The sequence below is a fragment of the Acidiphilium sp. AL genome, assembly GCF_025499445.1.
GTDB lineage: Bacteria > Pseudomonadota > Alphaproteobacteria > Acetobacterales > Acetobacteraceae > Acidiphilium > Acidiphilium iwatense.
The window spans coordinates 43,194-59,156 of the sequence record NZ_JAIMBZ010000019.1; the positions used below are offsets into that span (position 1 = coordinate 43,194).

At 66.8% G+C, this 15,963-nt stretch carries 17 protein-coding genes; 10 read left to right on the top strand and 7 right to left on the bottom strand.

Annotated features, from left to right (window positions below):
- Positions 1-5: 5 nt before the first annotated feature.
- On the bottom strand, positions 6-215 hold the full coding sequence (locus AiwAL_RS12160) for a heavy-metal-associated domain-containing protein (protein ID WP_235704053.1): 210 nt from the start codon (positions 213-215) through the stop codon (positions 6-8).
- 121 nt (positions 216-336) lie between these two features.
- Here AiwAL_RS12160 and AiwAL_RS12165 point away from each other — a divergent pair, with 121 nt between their 5' ends.
- Complete coding sequence (locus AiwAL_RS12165) at positions 337-2,514, top strand: cation-translocating P-type ATPase (protein ID WP_235704054.1); 2,178 nt, start codon at positions 337-339, stop codon at positions 2,512-2,514.
- Positions 2,511-2,936 carry a Cu(I)-responsive transcriptional regulator gene (gene cueR / locus AiwAL_RS12170; protein WP_262312771.1) on the top strand — a complete coding sequence of 142 codons (426 nt, stop codon included), beginning with the start codon at positions 2,511-2,513 and terminating at the stop codon, positions 2,934-2,936. Before AiwAL_RS12165 ends, cueR begins: the two co-directional genes overlap by 4 nt.
- Here cueR and AiwAL_RS12175 read toward each other — a convergent pair.
- Genes AiwAL_RS12175 through AiwAL_RS12185 form a run of 3 tightly spaced genes read right to left on the bottom strand, consistent with a single transcriptional unit; the run spans position 2,909 to position 7,457 of the window.
- A complete protein-coding gene (locus tag AiwAL_RS12175; protein WP_235704056.1) occupies positions 2,909-5,113 on the bottom strand; it encodes an arginine/lysine/ornithine decarboxylase in 2,205 nt (734 codons plus the stop codon). The two genes, cueR and AiwAL_RS12175, sit on opposite strands and share 28 nt — an antisense overlap.
- Positions 5,114-5,127: 14 nt before the next feature.
- Complete coding sequence (locus AiwAL_RS12180) at positions 5,128-6,510, bottom strand: HAMP domain-containing sensor histidine kinase (protein WP_235704057.1); 1,383 nt, start codon at positions 6,508-6,510, stop codon at positions 5,128-5,130.
- A 17-nt stretch (positions 6,511-6,527) separates the two neighbouring features.
- Positions 6,528-7,457 (bottom strand): patatin-like phospholipase family protein, encoded by a 930-nt coding sequence (locus tag AiwAL_RS12185; protein WP_235704058.1) that lies wholly within the window; start codon positions 7,455-7,457, stop codon positions 6,528-6,530.
- Between the two features lie 198 nt (positions 7,458-7,655).
- Here AiwAL_RS12185 and rpmH point away from each other — a divergent pair, with 198 nt between their 5' ends.
- From rpmH to AiwAL_RS12220, 7 genes are all read left to right on the top strand, one after another.
- Positions 7,656-7,790: a 50S ribosomal protein L34 gene (gene rpmH, locus AiwAL_RS12190; RefSeq protein WP_076454639.1), complete on the top strand. Its 135-nt coding sequence runs from the start codon at positions 7,656-7,658 to the stop codon at positions 7,788-7,790.
- 47 nt (positions 7,791-7,837) lie between these two features.
- Complete coding sequence (gene rnpA, locus AiwAL_RS12195; protein WP_235704059.1) at positions 7,838-8,221, top strand: ribonuclease P protein component; 384 nt, start codon at positions 7,838-7,840, stop codon at positions 8,219-8,221.
- Positions 8,218-8,478, top strand: a complete 261-nt coding sequence (gene yidD / locus AiwAL_RS12200) for a membrane protein insertion efficiency factor YidD (protein ID WP_235704060.1) — start codon at positions 8,218-8,220, stop codon at positions 8,476-8,478. The genes rnpA and yidD overlap by 4 nt, the downstream gene beginning before the upstream one ends.
- A complete protein-coding gene (yidC, locus tag AiwAL_RS12205; RefSeq protein ID WP_235704061.1) occupies positions 8,471-10,228 on the top strand; it encodes a membrane protein insertase YidC in 1,758 nt (585 codons plus the stop codon). Before yidD ends, yidC begins: the two co-directional genes overlap by 8 nt.
- Before the next feature lie 9 nt (positions 10,229-10,237).
- Complete coding sequence (gene yihA / locus AiwAL_RS12210) at positions 10,238-10,867, top strand: ribosome biogenesis GTP-binding protein YihA/YsxC (RefSeq protein ID WP_235704062.1); 630 nt, start codon at positions 10,238-10,240, stop codon at positions 10,865-10,867.
- A gap of 62 nt (positions 10,868-10,929) precedes the next feature.
- Entirely contained in the window at positions 10,930-11,829 is a 900-nt protein-coding gene (gene argB, locus AiwAL_RS12215) for an acetylglutamate kinase (protein ID WP_235704063.1), read from the top strand.
- Between the two features lie 410 nt (positions 11,830-12,239).
- Positions 12,240-12,845 (top strand): carbonic anhydrase, encoded by a 606-nt coding sequence (locus tag AiwAL_RS12220; RefSeq protein WP_235704064.1) that lies wholly within the window; start codon positions 12,240-12,242, stop codon positions 12,843-12,845.
- Between the two features lie 73 nt (positions 12,846-12,918).
- On the opposite strand, the gene AiwAL_RS12225 is transcribed toward AiwAL_RS12220, so the two are convergent.
- Both AiwAL_RS12225 and radC read right to left on the bottom strand, forming a co-directional pair.
- Positions 12,919-14,460, bottom strand: a complete 1,542-nt coding sequence (locus tag AiwAL_RS12225) for a YifB family Mg chelatase-like AAA ATPase (RefSeq protein ID WP_235704065.1) — start codon at positions 14,458-14,460, stop codon at positions 12,919-12,921.
- Positions 14,457-15,263 carry a DNA repair protein RadC gene (gene radC, locus AiwAL_RS12230; RefSeq protein ID WP_262312772.1) on the bottom strand — a complete coding sequence of 269 codons (807 nt, stop codon included), beginning with the start codon at positions 15,261-15,263 and terminating at the stop codon, positions 14,457-14,459. Before radC ends, AiwAL_RS12225 begins: the two co-directional genes overlap by 4 nt.
- A 157-nt stretch (positions 15,264-15,420) precedes the next feature.
- On the opposite strand from radC, the gene AiwAL_RS12235 reads away from it, so the two are divergent.
- Entirely contained in the window at positions 15,421-15,771 is a 351-nt protein-coding gene (locus tag AiwAL_RS12235; protein WP_235704067.1) for a RidA family protein, read from the top strand.
- Positions 15,772-15,837: 66 nt separating this feature from the next.
- Here AiwAL_RS12235 and AiwAL_RS12240 read toward each other — a convergent pair.
- The coding region (locus AiwAL_RS12240) for a transposase (protein ID WP_262312567.1) at positions 15,838-15,963 on the bottom strand (126 nt) is incomplete at its 5' end.

A 15,963-nucleotide genomic window follows, 5' to 3' on the forward strand; every position in this document is an offset into this window, starting at 1 on the left:
ACGATCTACTCATATTTTGGCGATCGACCGACGGTAAATCCCGCCGCCTCGATCGCGGCGCGTAGCATCTGCGGCGTCGCGGTCGAGGCGATGGCGACTTCGCGTCCCGCGAGATCGGCAGCGACATCGGCTTTCGCATCGATCTTCTGTACCGCCTTCGTAATGGACGCGACGCAGGCATTGCATTCCATATCCGGGACTTTGAAACGTGTCATGGCACACTCCTGATGGTGATTCCGGTTATGCCTGAACCATAAGGCTTCCCATTATCGGAAGGTCAAGCTTGACCTTCCCATGATTGGAAACTTATATAAGGGTGGGACAGGAGACCATCCCATGGCCGATATCGCCACCGACTATCATCCCCCAGCCACAAAAATGGTCCACGACCTCGCCATCGAGGGCATGACCTGTGCGAGTTGCGTCGCACGAGTCGAGAAATCGCTGAAACGGATCGAGGGCGTCGCCTCGGTCGCGGTCAATCTCGCGACCGAATCCGCGCGGATCGAGGCAGCCGCCGGCGTGACGGACGTTGCCCTGATCGCGGCGGTGGCCAAGGCCGGCTACGGCGCGCGGCCGCGCACCGCCGCCGAACCCCAGGCCGAGACAAAAGAGATTTCGCGCGACGCTGCCATGCTCGGCATCGCCGCCCTCGCCTCTGCTCCATTGTTGCTGCCGATGCTGAGCGGCGGCGCCATCGCCCTGCCCGGCGGCCTGATGCTGGCGCTCGCCAGCATCGTGCAGTTCGGCCCCGGCCTGCGCTTCTACGTCGCCGGCTGGAAAAGCCTGCGCGCCGGCACCGGCTCGATGGATGTGCTGGTGGCGATCGGCACGTCGGCGGCCTATGGGCTGTCGGTCTTCGATTTCGCGGCGCAGCGCGGTCCGCTCTATTTCGAAGCCTCCGCCGTGGTGATCACGCTGATCCGCCTCGGCAAATATCTGGAACATCGGGCAAAGCGCAGCGCCGCCCGCTCGGTTGGCGCCCTCGCCTCACTCCGGCCGGACATCGCGCATCGCGTCACCCGCGATGGCGTCGCGGACCTGGCCGTCGCCGCACTCTCTCCCGGCGATGTCATCGAAGTCCGGCCCGGCGAGCGGGTGCCGGCCGATGCGCGGATCAACGACGGTGCCGGGCTGTTCGACGAACAGCACATCACCGGCGAGGCGCTGCCGGTGCTGCGCGAAGCCGGCGCCACGGTCATGGCCGGCGCATTGGCACAGGATACCGCGCTGCGCCTGACCGTGGTGGCCGAGCCGGGGCAGTCGATGATCGACCGGATGGCCCGGCTGATCGAGGACGCGCAGGCGTCGAAACCGCCGATCCAGCGCCTGGCGGACACTATCGCCGCATGGTTCGTCCCGGTCATTCTGCTGATCGCGTTGGCCACGCTCGCGGGCTGGCTGCTGGCGGGTGCCGCGACCTCGACCGCGGTGATCGCCGCCGTGTCCGTGCTTGTGATCGCCTGCCCCTGTGCGCTGGGCCTCGCCACCCCGGCGGCGATCGTCACCGGCACCGGGGTCGCGGCTAGGCACGGCATCCTGATCCGCGACGCGGTGGTGCTGGAGGCGGCGCATCGCGTCGATACCGTGGTGTTCGACAAGACCGGTACGCTGACCGAAGGCAAGCCGGAACTCGTCGCGGTACAACCGATGCCAGGCATCGCCGAATCCTGGATCCGCGCGCTGGCATCGGCATTGTCGGCGACCGGAACCCATCCGCTCGCCCGCGCGTTGCGGGACGCGTTGCCCGATGCGGCACCAGCCGAACAGGTCTCGGTCATCGCCGGGCGCGGCGTCCGCGGCACGGTCGAGGGTGAGATTCTGCTCCTCGGCAATGCCCGACTCGCTACCGAAACCGGAGCGGACACCGCCGCGCTGGCGGCACTTACGGCAAAAATCGAGCGCGACGGCACAACGCTTTCGTTCCTGCTGCGCGAGAACGGCACCTTGCTCGGCGTCCTCGTCTTCGCGGACACGGCGCGGCTGCACGCGCGCGACGCTGTCGTCGCGGTGCGCGCGCTCGGCTGCACGGTGATGCTGCTGACCGGCGACAACCAGGGCGCCGCCCGCGCGCTCGCCCGCGATCTCGGCCTCGATGACGTGATCGCGGAGGCCGATCCGATCCGCAAGCGCGCCGAAATCAAGGCACTGCGCGATCGGGGGCGGGTGGTGGCCATGGTCGGCGACGGCATCAACGACGCGGCGGCCCTGGCCGAAGCCGATCTCGGCATCGCCATCGGCAGCGGCGTCGATACCGCGCTGGATGCCGCACCGATCGTTCTGCTGCGCGACGATCCGCGTTTGGTCGCCGATGCGCTGGCGCTCGCGCGGCGGGTACGGCGCACATTGTGGCAGGGGCTGTTCTGGGCGTTCATCTACAATGTGATCGGGATTCCGCTCGCCGCGTTCGGCCTGCTCAACCCGATGGTTTCGGGCGCCGCGATGGCCGCCTCCTCGGTCTCGGTGCTCGGCAACGCACTTCTGTTGCGGCGCTGGCGAGGGCAAGCGTCATGAAATCCGTCGTCACCATTCGCGAAGCCGCCGCGCGCAGCGGCGTTTCGGCGAAAATGATCCGCCATTACGAGTCGATCGGGCTGATCGCGCCGCCCACCAGGGCCGAGAACAATTACCGGTTTTACGATCCGCGGCTGATCCACGAGCTTGGCTTCATCCATCGCGCCCGCGAACTCGGCTTCTCGATCGCCGATATCGGCGCATTGCTCGCCCTCTGGCGCGACCGCAACCGTCCATCCGCCGAGGTGAAGGCGATCGCGCTGTCGCAGATCGCGGTGCTGGAGGCGAAGGCGGACGCCCTGCGCGCAATGAGCGCGACGCTGCGCCACCTCGCCGCGCATTGCCATGGCGACGACCGGCCGGACTGCCCGATCCTCGAAAATCTGGCGGGCGATCAATCCATTACACAATCGAGGAAATAGTCGCCGTTTTCGTCCTTGCGCACACCATGGATATCGGTCTCGAAGCCGGGAAACTGGCGATCCCAGGCGGCGGCGAAGCGCAGATACTCGACGATCAGCGGCGATGACACGCGCTCGCCCGGCACGATGAGCGGAATCCCCGGCGGATAGGGCACCACCATGCGCGCGAGCACCCTGCCTTCGAGCGCATCGAGCGGCACCTGCTCCACGCGCCCGCCGGCAAGCGCGGCGTGCGCCTGCTGCGGCGTCATCGCCGGTTCCGGGAGTTCGGCAAACATCGCGTTCTGGATCGCGAGCACCCTGCCCGCGCGATACACCACATGCTGGGCGGCGCAGAGATCGCGCAGCCCCATCCGCTCATAGGCGTGTGAGGAGCGCACCAGTTCGGGCATCACGTCGGCAAGCGGCGTGTTAGCCTCGTAATGGGCGCGGAAGGCGAGCAGCTCGGTGACCAGATTGCTCCATTTGCCACGCGAGACGCCGAGAGTGAACAGGATCAGGAAGTGGTAGGTGCCGATCTTTTCCACCACGATGCCGCGCGACCAGAGAAATTTTGCCACGATCGGCGCCGGAATCCCGGTCCCGGCGTCGATACCGGGACAAAGGATCGTCACCTTCATCGGATCGAGGAGCGTAAAACCGTCGGTAATATCCTCGAAGCCGTGCCACGACTCGCCCGGCTTCAGCGTCCAGCCATCCTGATCGAGCCCGGCACCGTCCGGTTCCCACAGCTTGAACCACCAGTCGCCGCGCGCCGCGAACGCTTCGCCGAGCGATGCAACGCTGCGGCGGAACGCGGCAGCCTCGCGCAGGGTTTCATCGACCAGGGTGCGGCCGGCGGCCCCGCGCATCATCCGGGCCGCGACATCGCACGAGGCGATGATGCCATACCAGGGGGAGGTGCTGGAATGCATCATGAAGGCTTCGTTGAACCGATCGGGGTCGAGCCGGAGCTTGGTGCCTTCCTTGAGATGCACCATCGACGCCTGGGAAAACGCGGCGAGCACCTTATGGGTCGACTGGGTGGAGAACACCAGCGGTTCCACCGGCCCCGCGCCGTCGCTCATCGCGAAGAAGTTCCGGTAGAATTCGTGGAACCGCGCCTGGGCAAGCCACGCTTCGTCGAAATGGATCGCATCGGTGATCGGCGCCAACGCGGTTTTCACCACATCGGCGTTGACGCACAGCCCGTCATAGGTCGAGTTGGTGACGGTGGCGAGCCGGATGCGCCCGCCGGCGCGCTCGCGCAGCGCCGCCACATCGAACTGCCGGCGCGGGATCGGGCCGATGATGCCGTACTCGTTGCGGCTAGGCAGCAGATAGATCGGCCGCGCCCCGGTCATGATCAGCGCATGGACGATCGATTTGTGGCAGTTGCGATCGACCAGGACGGTATCGCCCGCCCCCACCAGCCCGCTCCAGACGATCTTGTTCGCGCTCGACGTGCCGTTGGTCACGAAAAAGGTCGAATCCGCGCCGAAACTCTGCGCCGCCTCGCGCTCCGCCTCGCGCACCGGACCGGCATGATCGAGCAACGACCCAAGTTCCGGCACCGAAACGGACAAATCCGCGCGCAAGGCCGTCTCGCCGAAAAACCGATGGAACGCCTGGCCGACCGGCGAGCGCATGAACGCGACTCCGCCGCCATGGCCCGGCGTGTGCCAGGAATATTTCGCGGCATCGGTATAGCGCGCCAGCGCCTTGAAGAAGGGCGGCAGCATCGCGTCGAGATAGCGATGGATCGCGCTCGACACATAGCCCGCCATGAAACCGGGCGTGTCCTCGTGCAGATAGAGATAGCCGTCGATCCGCTCCATCAGCTCGACCGGCGGATCGTCCGGCATGCGGCGTTCGCCATACAGAAACACCGGCAGGTCCGGCGCCCGCGCCAAGGCCAGCGAAACGATCCGGTCCAACGCCTCGATCAGCGCATCGCGATCGGCAAAACCGTCGATCGAAACCAGCACGGCGGACAGGCCAGTATAGAGCACCCGTCCCGCCCGCGCGTCATCGACACCGAGGCCCGCGAGCACCCGGTGGCCGCGCGCCTCGAAGGCGGCAACCAAGGCGCGGATGACCCGCGCCCCGGCGGTGGAGGCGCCGTAATCGTCGTCGATCACGGCAATCGGATAATCGTCCAGTTCTCTCATCGCGCCGGCATAGACAAGAACAGGCAACCAAGCCAGAGGCCTCAGCTACCCTCGTTCGGCACGGTGATGCGAAACAGCGTGCCGGTCGCCCCCGTGCCGATCAGATCGAGTTCGCCGCCATGGGCGCGGATCAGGTCGCGCGCGATGGCAAGCCCGAGCCCGGTACCGCCGCGCCGCGCCGAGCCGGTGAACGGCCGGAACAGATTGGCGCGCGCCTGTTCCGGCAATCCGGGTCCATCATCCTCGATGTCGATGATCAGCAGAGCGGCCTCGCAGCGCGCCCGGACCGAAAGCCGCTGCGCCCCCGCCTCGGCGGCGTTGCGCATCAGATTGAACAGCGCCCGGTAGATTTGGGCGCGATCCAGCTTCGGCGCCAGATCGCCCGGAATAACGTTTTCCACCGCGAGCCCGCCGGCCAGCGGGCGGATCTGCTCCGCCAGTTCCTCCACCAGCGCGGCGAGCGGGAACGACGCGCGCAGCAGCGCCGGCGGTCCCTCCCGCGCGAAAGTCAGCGTCCTGGTGACCAGCTCGGTCGCACGCTCCACCGCGCCGAGCAGGGTCGCCGCCGCGCGCCGCGTCGCCGGATCGGTACTGCCGGAGAGCCGGTCGGCCACCAGCAGGGCAGAGGACAGGATGTTGCGCAGATCGTGGCTGATCTTGGCGACGGCGGTGCCGAGTGCCGCGAGCCGCGCATTGCGCCAGAGGGCGGCGCGCAGCTCGGTCTGCATCGCCGCGAGTTCCCGCGCCGCCAGCGCGATCTCATCATCGCCGTGCCGTCTCTCGGACGGCACGGCCAGGGGTGCGGCGTGCTCGGGATCGGCCCGGAAGGTCGCGATGCTGTCGGTCAGGCGGCGCATCGGCAAAACAAGCACCCGGTCGAGCATCAGATACACCATCAGCCCGGTCAGCAGCGCGATCGCCAGGGACAATGCCGCGATATGCGCGGCATAGCGGCGCAGATGGCGCGCGAGCATGGCGTTGCGGACCACGATCTGCACGATCACGCCTTTTTGCAGCGGGCTCGGCGCCGAAACCAGGATGTCGCGCGGCTCCAGCCCCAGAAGCACCCCGACCGCACGCATCATCGAACCGATCAGCGTCTCATCCGCGATGTCGATCGCGGCACCCGGCCGCACCGTGCCGCGCGGCGGCAGCACCATGATGCTCCGCCCGTCCTCGATCAGCCGGATCGCCTCGGTGCCCGACAGGCGCAGCAATTCGTTGCGGGTGGACAGATCGACCACGCCGTGCGGCGCGGTCGAGACGGTGAGCGCGGCAAGATGCGCCTCGGTGATACGGTTGGTCAGCCACTCGGTCCGTTCCCGTCCGAGGCTGGGCAACAGGATCATCACCTCGACGATCAGGGTCACCGCCACAGTCAGCCAGAGCAGCCGCGCCGAGAGGCCGTAGCGAAGCCGGCCCATCGTGCGGAGCGGGGCGATCAGACCGTCTCCACGGTCTGGCCGGCGGCGCGTCCCGCCGCGAACAGCCGGTCGAGAAAGGCACGGTCGGCATTGAACCGCGATTCCGGCGCCAGCCCGACAAGTGCCTGATCGGCCGTATATTCGACGAAATCGAGCCCCGGCGGCAGGCAGGCGCATTCCGCCTCGATCGCGGTCTGAAAGGCGATTTCCTGTATCCGATTGAGGATGTCCGCGGGCTGGCTCGGCACCCCGGCGCGCGTCCGGCTCTGCGCGCGGATCAGCACGAGCAGGTCGGGATCGAGCGCAAGCAGCGGCGCCAGCGGCGGATTTCCGGAATAGGCGCCATCCCAATAAGCCACACCGTCGATCGTCACCGCGGGAAAGACCGCCGGGAGGCAGGACGAGGCAAGCAGCGCCTCCACGGTGATCTCCCGGTTGGTGAAAATCCGCGCCCGTCCGGTTTCCACCGCCGTCGCGGCGACGAACAGGCGCGGTGCCGCCGGATCGGCCAAGGCTTCGCGGTCGAGCAGATCGGTCAGGATCGGCCGCAGCGGATTCTGCCCGAGCGGATTGAACGGCGCCGCGCCGAACAGGTTGAGCGCCGCCGCCATGCCCTGCATCGCCAGGGTATTGCCGAAGTCGCGGCCGATCCCGAAACCGGGCACCCAGCGGTCGAGCTGGTCGGAGAGCGGCGCGAACACGTTGGCCGCACCCACCCGCTCCCAGAATTGCGCCATCGCCGTGCGTGCCCCGTCCGCTCCGCCGCACACCAGCCCCTGCACCGCCATGGCCGCGAGAAGCGCGCCGGACGAGACGCCGCAGACCGCGTCGAAACGGAAACCGGCCTCGATCAGCGCATCCAGCACGCCCCAGGCGAAGGCGCCATGCGCGCCGCCGCCCTGCAGGGCAAGCACGGTGCGGTCCCGGTCGAAACGCTTTATCGCCATCACGGCAGTTTGCACGGCCGGCGGGCGTTTGAGCAAGCCGTGTTTGGTCCGCGCTTCATTGACGCGGCACGCGTCACTGCCTATGAGGGCGTCTCTTGATGAAGCCGCTCCTGCCGGATCGCGGCTTCGTCTTCGTTTGTCCATTCGCCTGCCCGCATTAACCGATCGACTATCTCGAGAATCCTTGGAGTAGAGACCGTGAAGCGCACCTATCAACCCTCCAAACTCGTCCGCAAGCGCCGCCATGGTTTTCGCTCGCGGATGGAAACCGTCGGCGGCCGCAAGGTTCTGGCCAACCGCCGCGCGAAGGGCCGCAAGCGCCTGTCGGCCTGACCGGCTGGCGGACGTGCCACGCCTCCGAACCGACCCGGCCCACGCCCATGCCGCGCGCGACGCATGACGCCCTGCCGAAACGCGCCGATTTCCTGCGCGCCGCCGCGCGTGGGCGCAAGATCGCCCGCCCCGGCTTCGTGATTCAGGTGCTGCGGACCGAACCGGACGCCACCCCGCGCATCGGCTTCACCGCGAGCCGCAAAGTGGGCAACGCGGTGCAGCGCAACCGTGCCCGGCGCCGCCTCCGCGCGATGGTCCGCCTCGAACTCGCCGAACGCGCGATGGCGGGCCGCGCGATTGCCGGCGCCGATCTCGTTCTGATCGCGCGCAAGGACACCGCCGGCATCGATTTCGCCGCGCTGTGCAGCGCATTCGGCGCGGTGCTGGACCAGTCCTTCGCCGGAGACCACGGCACGGGAGCATCCTCGTGACCCCCGCCGCCCGCACGCTTCGCGGCTTCGTGCGCGCCTATCAACTGGCTCTTTCGCCGGTTCTTGGCGGTCAGTGCCGGTTTTACCCGTCCTGCAGCGCCTACGCGATGGATGCGCTCGCCACCCATGGCGCCGTGCGCGGCGCGGCGCTCGCCGCGCGGCGGATTCTGCGCTGTCACCCCTGGAACGACGGCGGTCACGACCCGGTGCCGCCCGCGACCACCATGTCCCGAGACGAAATGACCCGCAATGGATAACCGACGCCTGCTCTACGCGATCTCGATCTCGCTTGCGATCCTGGTGATCTTCCAGGTCCTGGGCGGGTATTTCCTGCCCAAGCCGCCGCCGCGCCCGGCGGTTCACGCGATCACGAACCAGACTTCGGCACCGCCCAGCGCGGCACCGGGCGCTCCCGCCGAAGCCGGCGCGGCCGCCAGCGCCAAGACGGCGGCGGCACCGCGCCTTGTGATCGACGCGCCCTCGGTCAAGGGCTCGATGAGCCTGCTCGGCGCCCGGCTCGACGATCTGGTCCTCACGCATTACCACAAAACCGTCGCGAAAACCTCGCCCCTGGTGCGGCTGCTGTCGCGTTCGTCGGGCACGAAACCCTATTACGTGCAATTCGGCTGGGATGCGGCACCCGGCTCGAACCTCGCCGTGCCGGGGCCGAAAACCTTGTGGACTAGCTCGGGCGGCGTGCTGGCGCCCGGTCACGACGTCACCTTGTCCTGGGACAACGGCGCCGGCGTGACCTTCCAACTGCTGATGGCCATCGATTCGGACTACATGTTCACCGTGCAGCAGCGCGTGGTGAACCAGACCGGCGCCAAGATCGAGGTATTCCCCTGGTCGCGCATCCGCCGCGACTATCTGCCGTCCATCGAGGGCACCTACATCCTCCATAAAGGCCCGATCGGCACGTTCAAGGGCACGCTGCACGAGATGAGCTATGTGGATGTCCGCTCGAACGCGAAGCGGCGGGCGGGAACCGCGTTCCAGGACACTGATATCGGCGGCTGGGCCGGCATCACCGGCAAATACTGGCTGACCGCGCTGATCCCGAGCCAGGGTACCGAGATGACCGGCGCCTATCGCTATCTGCCGCGCCCCGGTCATCCGAAGGATGCCGCGTATCAGGTCGATTACATGACGGCGAAGCCGGTCGATGCCGCGCCGGGTGCGGCCGCGCAAACCACGCTGCACGTCTTCGCCGGCGCGAAAGTGCTGCATATCCTGAACGCGTATCAGCACAAATACCGGATACCGCTGTTCGAGAAGGCGATCGATTTCGGCTGGTTCTTTTTCCTGACCAAGCCGATCTTCCTCGCCCTCGATTATTTCGCCAAAGTGTTCGGCAATTTCGGCGTGTCCATCATCGTGTTCACCGTGCTGCTCAAGGTGGTGCTGTTCCCGCTGGTGCGCACCTCCTATCGCTCGATGGGCAAGATGCGCGCGGTGACGCCGAAGGTGCAGGCGCTGCGCGAACGGTTCAAGGACGATCAGGTCCAGCAGCAGAAGGAGATCATGGCGCTCTACAAGGCCGAGGGCGTCAATCCGGCGGCCGGCTGCCTGCCGATGCTGCTGCAGATCCCGATCTTCTTCTCGCTCTATAAGGTGATCTTCATTTCCATCGGCATGCGCCATGCCCCGTTCATCCTGTGGATTCACGACCTGTCGGCGGAAGATCCGACCAACATCTTCAACCTGTTCGGGCTGATTCCATTCCATCCGGGCACGATCTCGCCGTTCCTGCATCTCGGCGTGCTGCCGATCATCATGGGCCTGACCATGTGGGGTCAGCAGCGGCTCAACCCGCCGCCGCCCGATCCCACCCAGGCCAAGATGATGCAGTTCATGCCGGTGATCTTCACCTTCATGCTCGGCCGGTTCTCGGCGGGGCTGGTGCTGTACTACTGCGTCAACAACACGCTCACGCTGATCCAGCAATGGCTCATCATGCGCAATTTCCAGCATCATCCGCGCCACCCCGCCGACGCCAAGGTCTGAGACGCCGGGATGGACGAGGCGGAACTGCTCGAAGCCGGTCGGCTCCTGTTCGCGCGCGGCACTCGGTTCGTCCATGCGGCGCAGACGGTGGAGGGGCTGCTCGACGCGACCGGAATCGAGATCGCGCTTGCCGGACGGTCGAATGTCGGCAAATCGACCCTTATCAACGCCTTGACCGGGCAGGTTGCCCTCGCCCGCGTCGCCCAGGCGCCGGGGCGGACGCGGCAGCTCAATTTTTTCCAGGTGGGCGAAGGCCGGCTCTCGATCGTCGATATGCCCGGCTATGGCTATGCCGAAGCGCCCAAGGCGGTGAAGCGCGACTGGCAGGGGCTGATGTTCCGCTATCTGCGCGGCCGGCCCAATCTGCGCCGGGTGCTTCTGCTGATGGACGCGCGGATCGAGGACAAGCCCGCCGATCACGCGGTGATGGGCATTCTGGACAAGGCCGCCGTCGCCTTCCAGATCGTGCTGACCAAGTCCGACAAGATGAAACCCGAGGCTCTGGCGCGCAAGCTCGACACGATAAAGGCGATTGCCCGCAAGCATCCGGCCGCGCTCAACGACGTGATCGTGACATCGAGCGAAACCGGCGCCGGGATCGCGGAGCTGCGTGCCACGATCGCCGCACTGGTCGCTTGACCCCGGCGTAGCGGGGCCATAGACGGCGGCTCGAGGTTTTCACGGACGGAGTGCGCCGACCCATGACCGATCAGGACCGTCACGCCGACGCGGCGGAACAGGCGCGCATCGTCGCCCTCGCTCTGCCTTATCTGCGCCGCTACGCCGGAGCGACCATCGTGGTGAAATATGGCGGCCACGCCATGGGCGAGGATACCCTGGCCGACGAATTCGGCCGCGACATCGCGCTGCTCAAGCAGGTCGGCATCAACCCCGTGGTGGTCCATGGCGGCGGCCCGCAGATCAATTCGATGCTCCAGCGCCTCGCGATCCAGTCCACCTTCGTCGATGGCCTGCGCGTCACCGACGCCGCGATGGTCGAGGTCGTCGAAATGGTCCTGGCCGGCACGGTCAACAAAATGGTCGCCGGGCTGATCAACCGCGCCGGCGCGCTGGCGGTCGGCATCTGCGGCAAGGATGGCGGGCTGATCCGCGCGCGCAAGCTCACCCGCACAAGGCGCGACCCGCAAAGTGCCATCGAACAGGCGCTCGATCTCGGTTATGTCGGCGAGCCCGAGCATGTCGATGTCCGGGTGATCCATGCGCTGACCGGCGCCGGGCTGATCCCGGTGATCGCCCCGGTGGGCGTGGGGGCGGACGGTGCCACCTACAACATCAATGCCGATACCGTGGCCGGCGCGATCGCGGGGGCTTTGGGAGCGAACCGCCTGCTGATGCTGACCGACGTGCCGGGCGTGCTGGACCGCGACGGCCAGTTGATCCCCGAACTCACGGTTGCCGAGATCGACGCGATGCGCGCCGACGGCACGATCTCCGGCGGCATGATCCCGAAGGTCGAAACCTGCCTCGCCGCGGTGCGCCAGGGCGTGAAGGGTGCGACCATCGTTGATGGCCGGGTCCACCATGCCTGTCTGCTGGAATTGTTCACCGAAGGCGGCATCGGCACCCTGATCCACGCGTGACGGCTTGAAATGATTTTGATAACCGGCGGAGTAATACCCGGAAGTCCGAAGGGCTTCCGGGTATCGACTCGCCCAAGCAACGGCCGCGGCGCGGGCGGGCGGGCGGGCGGGCGGATGAAAATGCGTGGACCTTTACTCAAACTTAAGGCGTAGATTAGACTTCATTGATAGCAGGTCCAACGGAGGAATGATCCGTGACGACACCATCATTGAAGAAAAACCCCGAAACCGACCTTGATTCGGACAGGGCCGCATGGTTGCCGCTAACCCATGAACCGGCCTGTCGCTGCCGTGAGCGGTCCGAAATCGACGTAGAGAATGGACACCAGGTGTCGCGCCGGCGCCTTCTTGCGATGCCAATGGGAGCCGGCACCCTCGCCGCCCTCGGTGCGGCCGCAACGGAGGCTGCGATGATGCCATCGGCGTCCGCCGCGGAGCCTGTGCCTCAAACGCCCGAAGCCGCGCTTGCGGCGCTTATGGCCGGGAACCAGCGCTATGTCGGCGCTCGGCTCGGCGTCTGCTCGGAAAATCTGCCCAAGGCCCTGCGCGAGACGGAAACCAAGCAAGCGCCGTTTGCCGCGGTGCTTTCCTGTGCGGATTCGCGGGTGCCCGTCGAGCTTGTCTTCGATCAAGGCGTTGGTCAGGTTTTCGTCGCACGGGTCGCAGGCAACATCGCGGCGCCGGAGATGATCGCGAGCCTTGAATACGGCGTTGCAGTGCTGGGAACGCGGGTGATCGTGGTGCTCGGTCACGGCAATTGCGGGGCGGTGTCGGCGACGATGGCGCGGAAGGCCGCGCCGGGGCAGATTTCAAGCCTCTATGCCTTCATCCGGCCGGCGGCGGACCGCGCCGGCGGAGACGTCGACAAGGCGATCCGTATCAATGCCGAGTTGCAGGCGCATCTTCTTGCCCAATCCTCCCCGGTCCTTGCCGGGGCAATCGCGGCGAAGCGCCTGGCGATCGCGCCCGCATATTACGATGTCCGCTCGGGCAAAGTGACGCTGCTCGTGGCCTGATACCAGCGGCATCCGGCGCGGGCCACAAGCTACTGTACGCAACCACACAACGCGCGTTGTCAGCAAACTCAACCTACCCCGCCCCAACGCGCTGCAACGCCACCGGCGCCATCGGGTTGCGACCGGGAACCCGATGCCGATACGCCAGCGCCTCGGCGATATCGGCCCGGCGCACCGATGCCGTGCCCGCGAGGTCGGCGATGGTCCGCGCGACCCGCAGAATCCGGGTGAAGCCGCGCGCCGACAGCCGCAGTTTTTCCGCCGCCTGCTCGGCGAAAGCCTTGGCCTCCGCCATCAGGTCGATCGTGTCGCCCGGCGCCTCGGCATTGGTTGCGGGTCCGCCCTCGCCGGAGCGCAGCCGCTGTGTCTCGCGCGTCGTGCGTACCCGCGCCGCCACGTCGATGCTCGCCTCGCCGGGCGGGGCGCGCAACAGTTCGGCCGGCGTCACCGGGCTGATCTCGACCACGAGGTCGATCCGGTCCAGCAGCGGTCCGCTGATCTTGCCCTGATACTCCTCGCCACAGCGCGGTGCCCGGCCGCAGGCGCGCGCGGCATCGAACAGATGGCCGCATCGGCACGGATTCATCGCCGCGATCAACTGAAACCGCGCCGGATAGGTCACATGTGCCGCCGCCCGCGCCACCGTGGTGCGCCCGGTCTCCAGCGGCTGGCGCAGCGCCTCCAGCGCGGCACGCGGAAACTCGGGAAATTCATCGAGGAACAGCACGCCCCGATGGGCCAGCGATATCTCGCCCGGCCTGGCCCGATTGCCGCCGCCCGCGATCGCCGCCGGACTCGCGGAAAAATGCGGGTCGCGGAACGGCGGGCGCGTCACCAGCCTGCCATCGGCCAGCATCCCGGCGACGCTATGCACCATACTGACTTCCAGCGCCTCGCGCGGCGTCAGATCCGGCAGCAGGCCGGGTATCCGCGCCGCCAGCATCGATTTGCCGCCACCCGGCGGGCCAATCATCAGCAGATTGTGCCCGCCCGCCGCGGCGATTTCCACCGCGCGCCGCGCCGATGCCATGCCGCGCACATCCGCCAGATCCGGCTCCTCGCCCGCCGGCCCGATAACGCCCCGTGGCGGCGTGGGCAGCAACGCCTCTCCTTTGAAATGATTGATCAGCGACAGCAGATCCGGCGGCGCCAGCACGCCGATTTCACCGGCCCAGCCCGCCTCCGCCCCTTGCGCCTCGGGGCAGATCAACCCGAGATCGCGCGCACCCGCCGCGATCGCCGCGGGCAGCACGCCGGAAACCGATGCCAGCCGCCCGTCGAGCGACAATTCACCCAGCGCGGCGAACCGCGCCATCTCCTCGGCCGGGAGAATATCCATCGCGGTCAGCACCCCGAGCGCGATCGGCAGATCGAAATGGCTGCCCTCCTTCAGCACGTCGGCCGGCGCGAGATTGACCAGGATGCGCTTCGGGGGGAGCGACAACCCCATGGCGGTCAGCGCCGCGCGCACCCGCTCGCGCGCCTCGCCCACCGCCTTGTCGGCCAGCCCGACCACCAGAAACACCGGCAATCCCGGCGCGATCTGCACCTGCACCTCGACCGGCAGCGCCTCGATCCCCGAGAACGCGAAGGTCTGCACCCGCGCGATGCTCACGCCGAACCGCCCCGCAGCAGCCCCTCGCGCCGGAAACTCAGCCAGCGCCCCTTGCCGATGATCACGTGGTCGTGCAGCGTCACGTCCAGCAGGGCGATCGCCCGCTGCACCTCGCGCGTCATTTCGATATCGTCGTGCGACGGCGATGGATCGCCGCTCGGGTGGTTATGCACCAGGATCAAGGCGGTCGCGTGGGTCTGCATTGCCCGCGTCACCAATTCCCGCACATAGACCTGGGTATGGTTCACCGTCCCGCGCGAGGCGATTTCGTCGGCGATCAGCCGGTTGCGATTGTCGAGATACAGCACGCGGAACTGCTCCACGCTCTCGCGCGCCATCGCCATGGTCAGATAGTCGATCAGTCTGTCCCAGTTGTTCAGCACCGGCGCGTCGGCCAGCTCCGCCCGCGCGAGCCGGATCGCCGAAGCCTGCACCAGCTTGATCGCCGCAACGCTGTGAATGCCGACCCCCGGATACGCGAACAGCGTGTCCGGCGGCGCCGACAGCACCCCGGCATAGGAGCCGAACTGGTTGATCAGCGCCTTGGCGAGCGGCTTGGTGTCGCCCTTCTTGAACGCGAGGAACAGCAGCATTTCGAGCAATTCGTAATCCGCCAGCGCGTCCGGCCCACGATCGATGAGCTTTTCGCGCATCCGCCCGCGATGGCCTTGCGGACCCGTGCTGGAAAATGGCGCACTTGCCTGAGGATCGAAATTCGCCCGCTCGGCAAAGCCCTTCGCCGCAAGCCGCTCGGGCGCTTCCGGGAAATCCCCTTCCGGCACCTTGCGGATGCCGCGCAGCAATCTCTCCCACAATCGCGCCAGTTCCTTGCTGAAAATATCGCGTCAAAGTTGTAGATTATGGACGATATAGCATCCTGTCCAGTCCGCTTCGCGGTCGCGCCTTGCACACCGCCCGGCCCCGCCGATACAAGGCCCGAACCTGAAGGGGAGCCGCATCATGAGCCGCATCATCCGCACCGAACCCAACAAAATTCTCGCCAAGGTCGTCGAATATCACGGCTTCGTTTTCACCCAGGGCGTGGTCGCGGGCGATTCCGCCGGCGACATCAAGGCCCAGACCAGGGACGTGCTCGACCAGATCGACGCACTGCTCGAACAGCATGGTACCGACAAGACCCGCCTGCTCCAGGCCCAGATCTGGCTGAAATCGATCGGGGATCGCGCCGCGATGAACGAAATCTGGTCCGCCTGGCTGCCCGAGGACGGCGCGCCCGCCCGAGCCTGCGTCGAAGCGAAGCTCGCCGATCCACGTTATCTCGTCGAAATCATGGTCACCGCCTGCCGATAAGCGCGTCCTCCGAAAACGATCGGCCCGATTAATAAAAAGTTAGGAAATTCGTCTTAGGGTGTGTCGTCAATTAAGCCAGATAGCGGTGGCGGTGAGGTGGACGCCTGCGAGGAAGTTTCTGGCGGTTTTGTCGTAGCGCGTTGCAATGGCGCGGAATTGCTTGAGTTTGGCAAAGAAGTTCTCGATCAGGTG

Coding starts and splice junctions, on each gene's coding strand:
- AiwAL_RS12235 (WP_235704067.1), top strand. CDS start 15,421: ATGAGCCGCATCATCCGCACCGAACCCAACAAAATTCTCGCCAAGGTC.
- yihA (WP_235704062.1), top strand. CDS start 10,238: ATGGACGAGGCGGAACTGCTCGAAGCCGGTCGGCTCCTGTTCGCGCGC.
- AiwAL_RS12220 (WP_235704064.1), top strand. CDS start 12,240: ATGATGCCATCGGCGTCCGCCGCGGAGCCTGTGCCTCAAACGCCCGAA.
- AiwAL_RS12180 (WP_235704057.1), bottom strand. CDS start 6,510: ATGGGCCGGCTTCGCTACGGCCTCTCGGCGCGGCTGCTCTGGCTGACT.
- rnpA (WP_235704059.1), top strand. CDS start 7,838: ATGCCGCGCGCGACGCATGACGCCCTGCCGAAACGCGCCGATTTCCTG.
- argB (WP_235704063.1), top strand. CDS start 10,930: ATGACCGATCAGGACCGTCACGCCGACGCGGCGGAACAGGCGCGCATC.
- yidC (WP_235704061.1), top strand. CDS start 8,471: ATGGATAACCGACGCCTGCTCTACGCGATCTCGATCTCGCTTGCGATC.
- AiwAL_RS12160 (WP_235704053.1), bottom strand. CDS start 215: ATGACACGTTTCAAAGTCCCGGATATGGAATGCAATGCCTGCGTCGCG.
- AiwAL_RS12185 (WP_235704058.1), bottom strand. CDS start 7,457: ATGGCGATAAAGCGTTTCGACCGGGACCGCACCGTGCTTGCCCTGCAG.
- cueR (WP_262312771.1), top strand. CDS start 2,511: ATGAAATCCGTCGTCACCATTCGCGAAGCCGCCGCGCGCAGCGGCGTT.
- AiwAL_RS12165 (WP_235704054.1), top strand. CDS start 337: ATGGCCGATATCGCCACCGACTATCATCCCCCAGCCACAAAAATGGTC.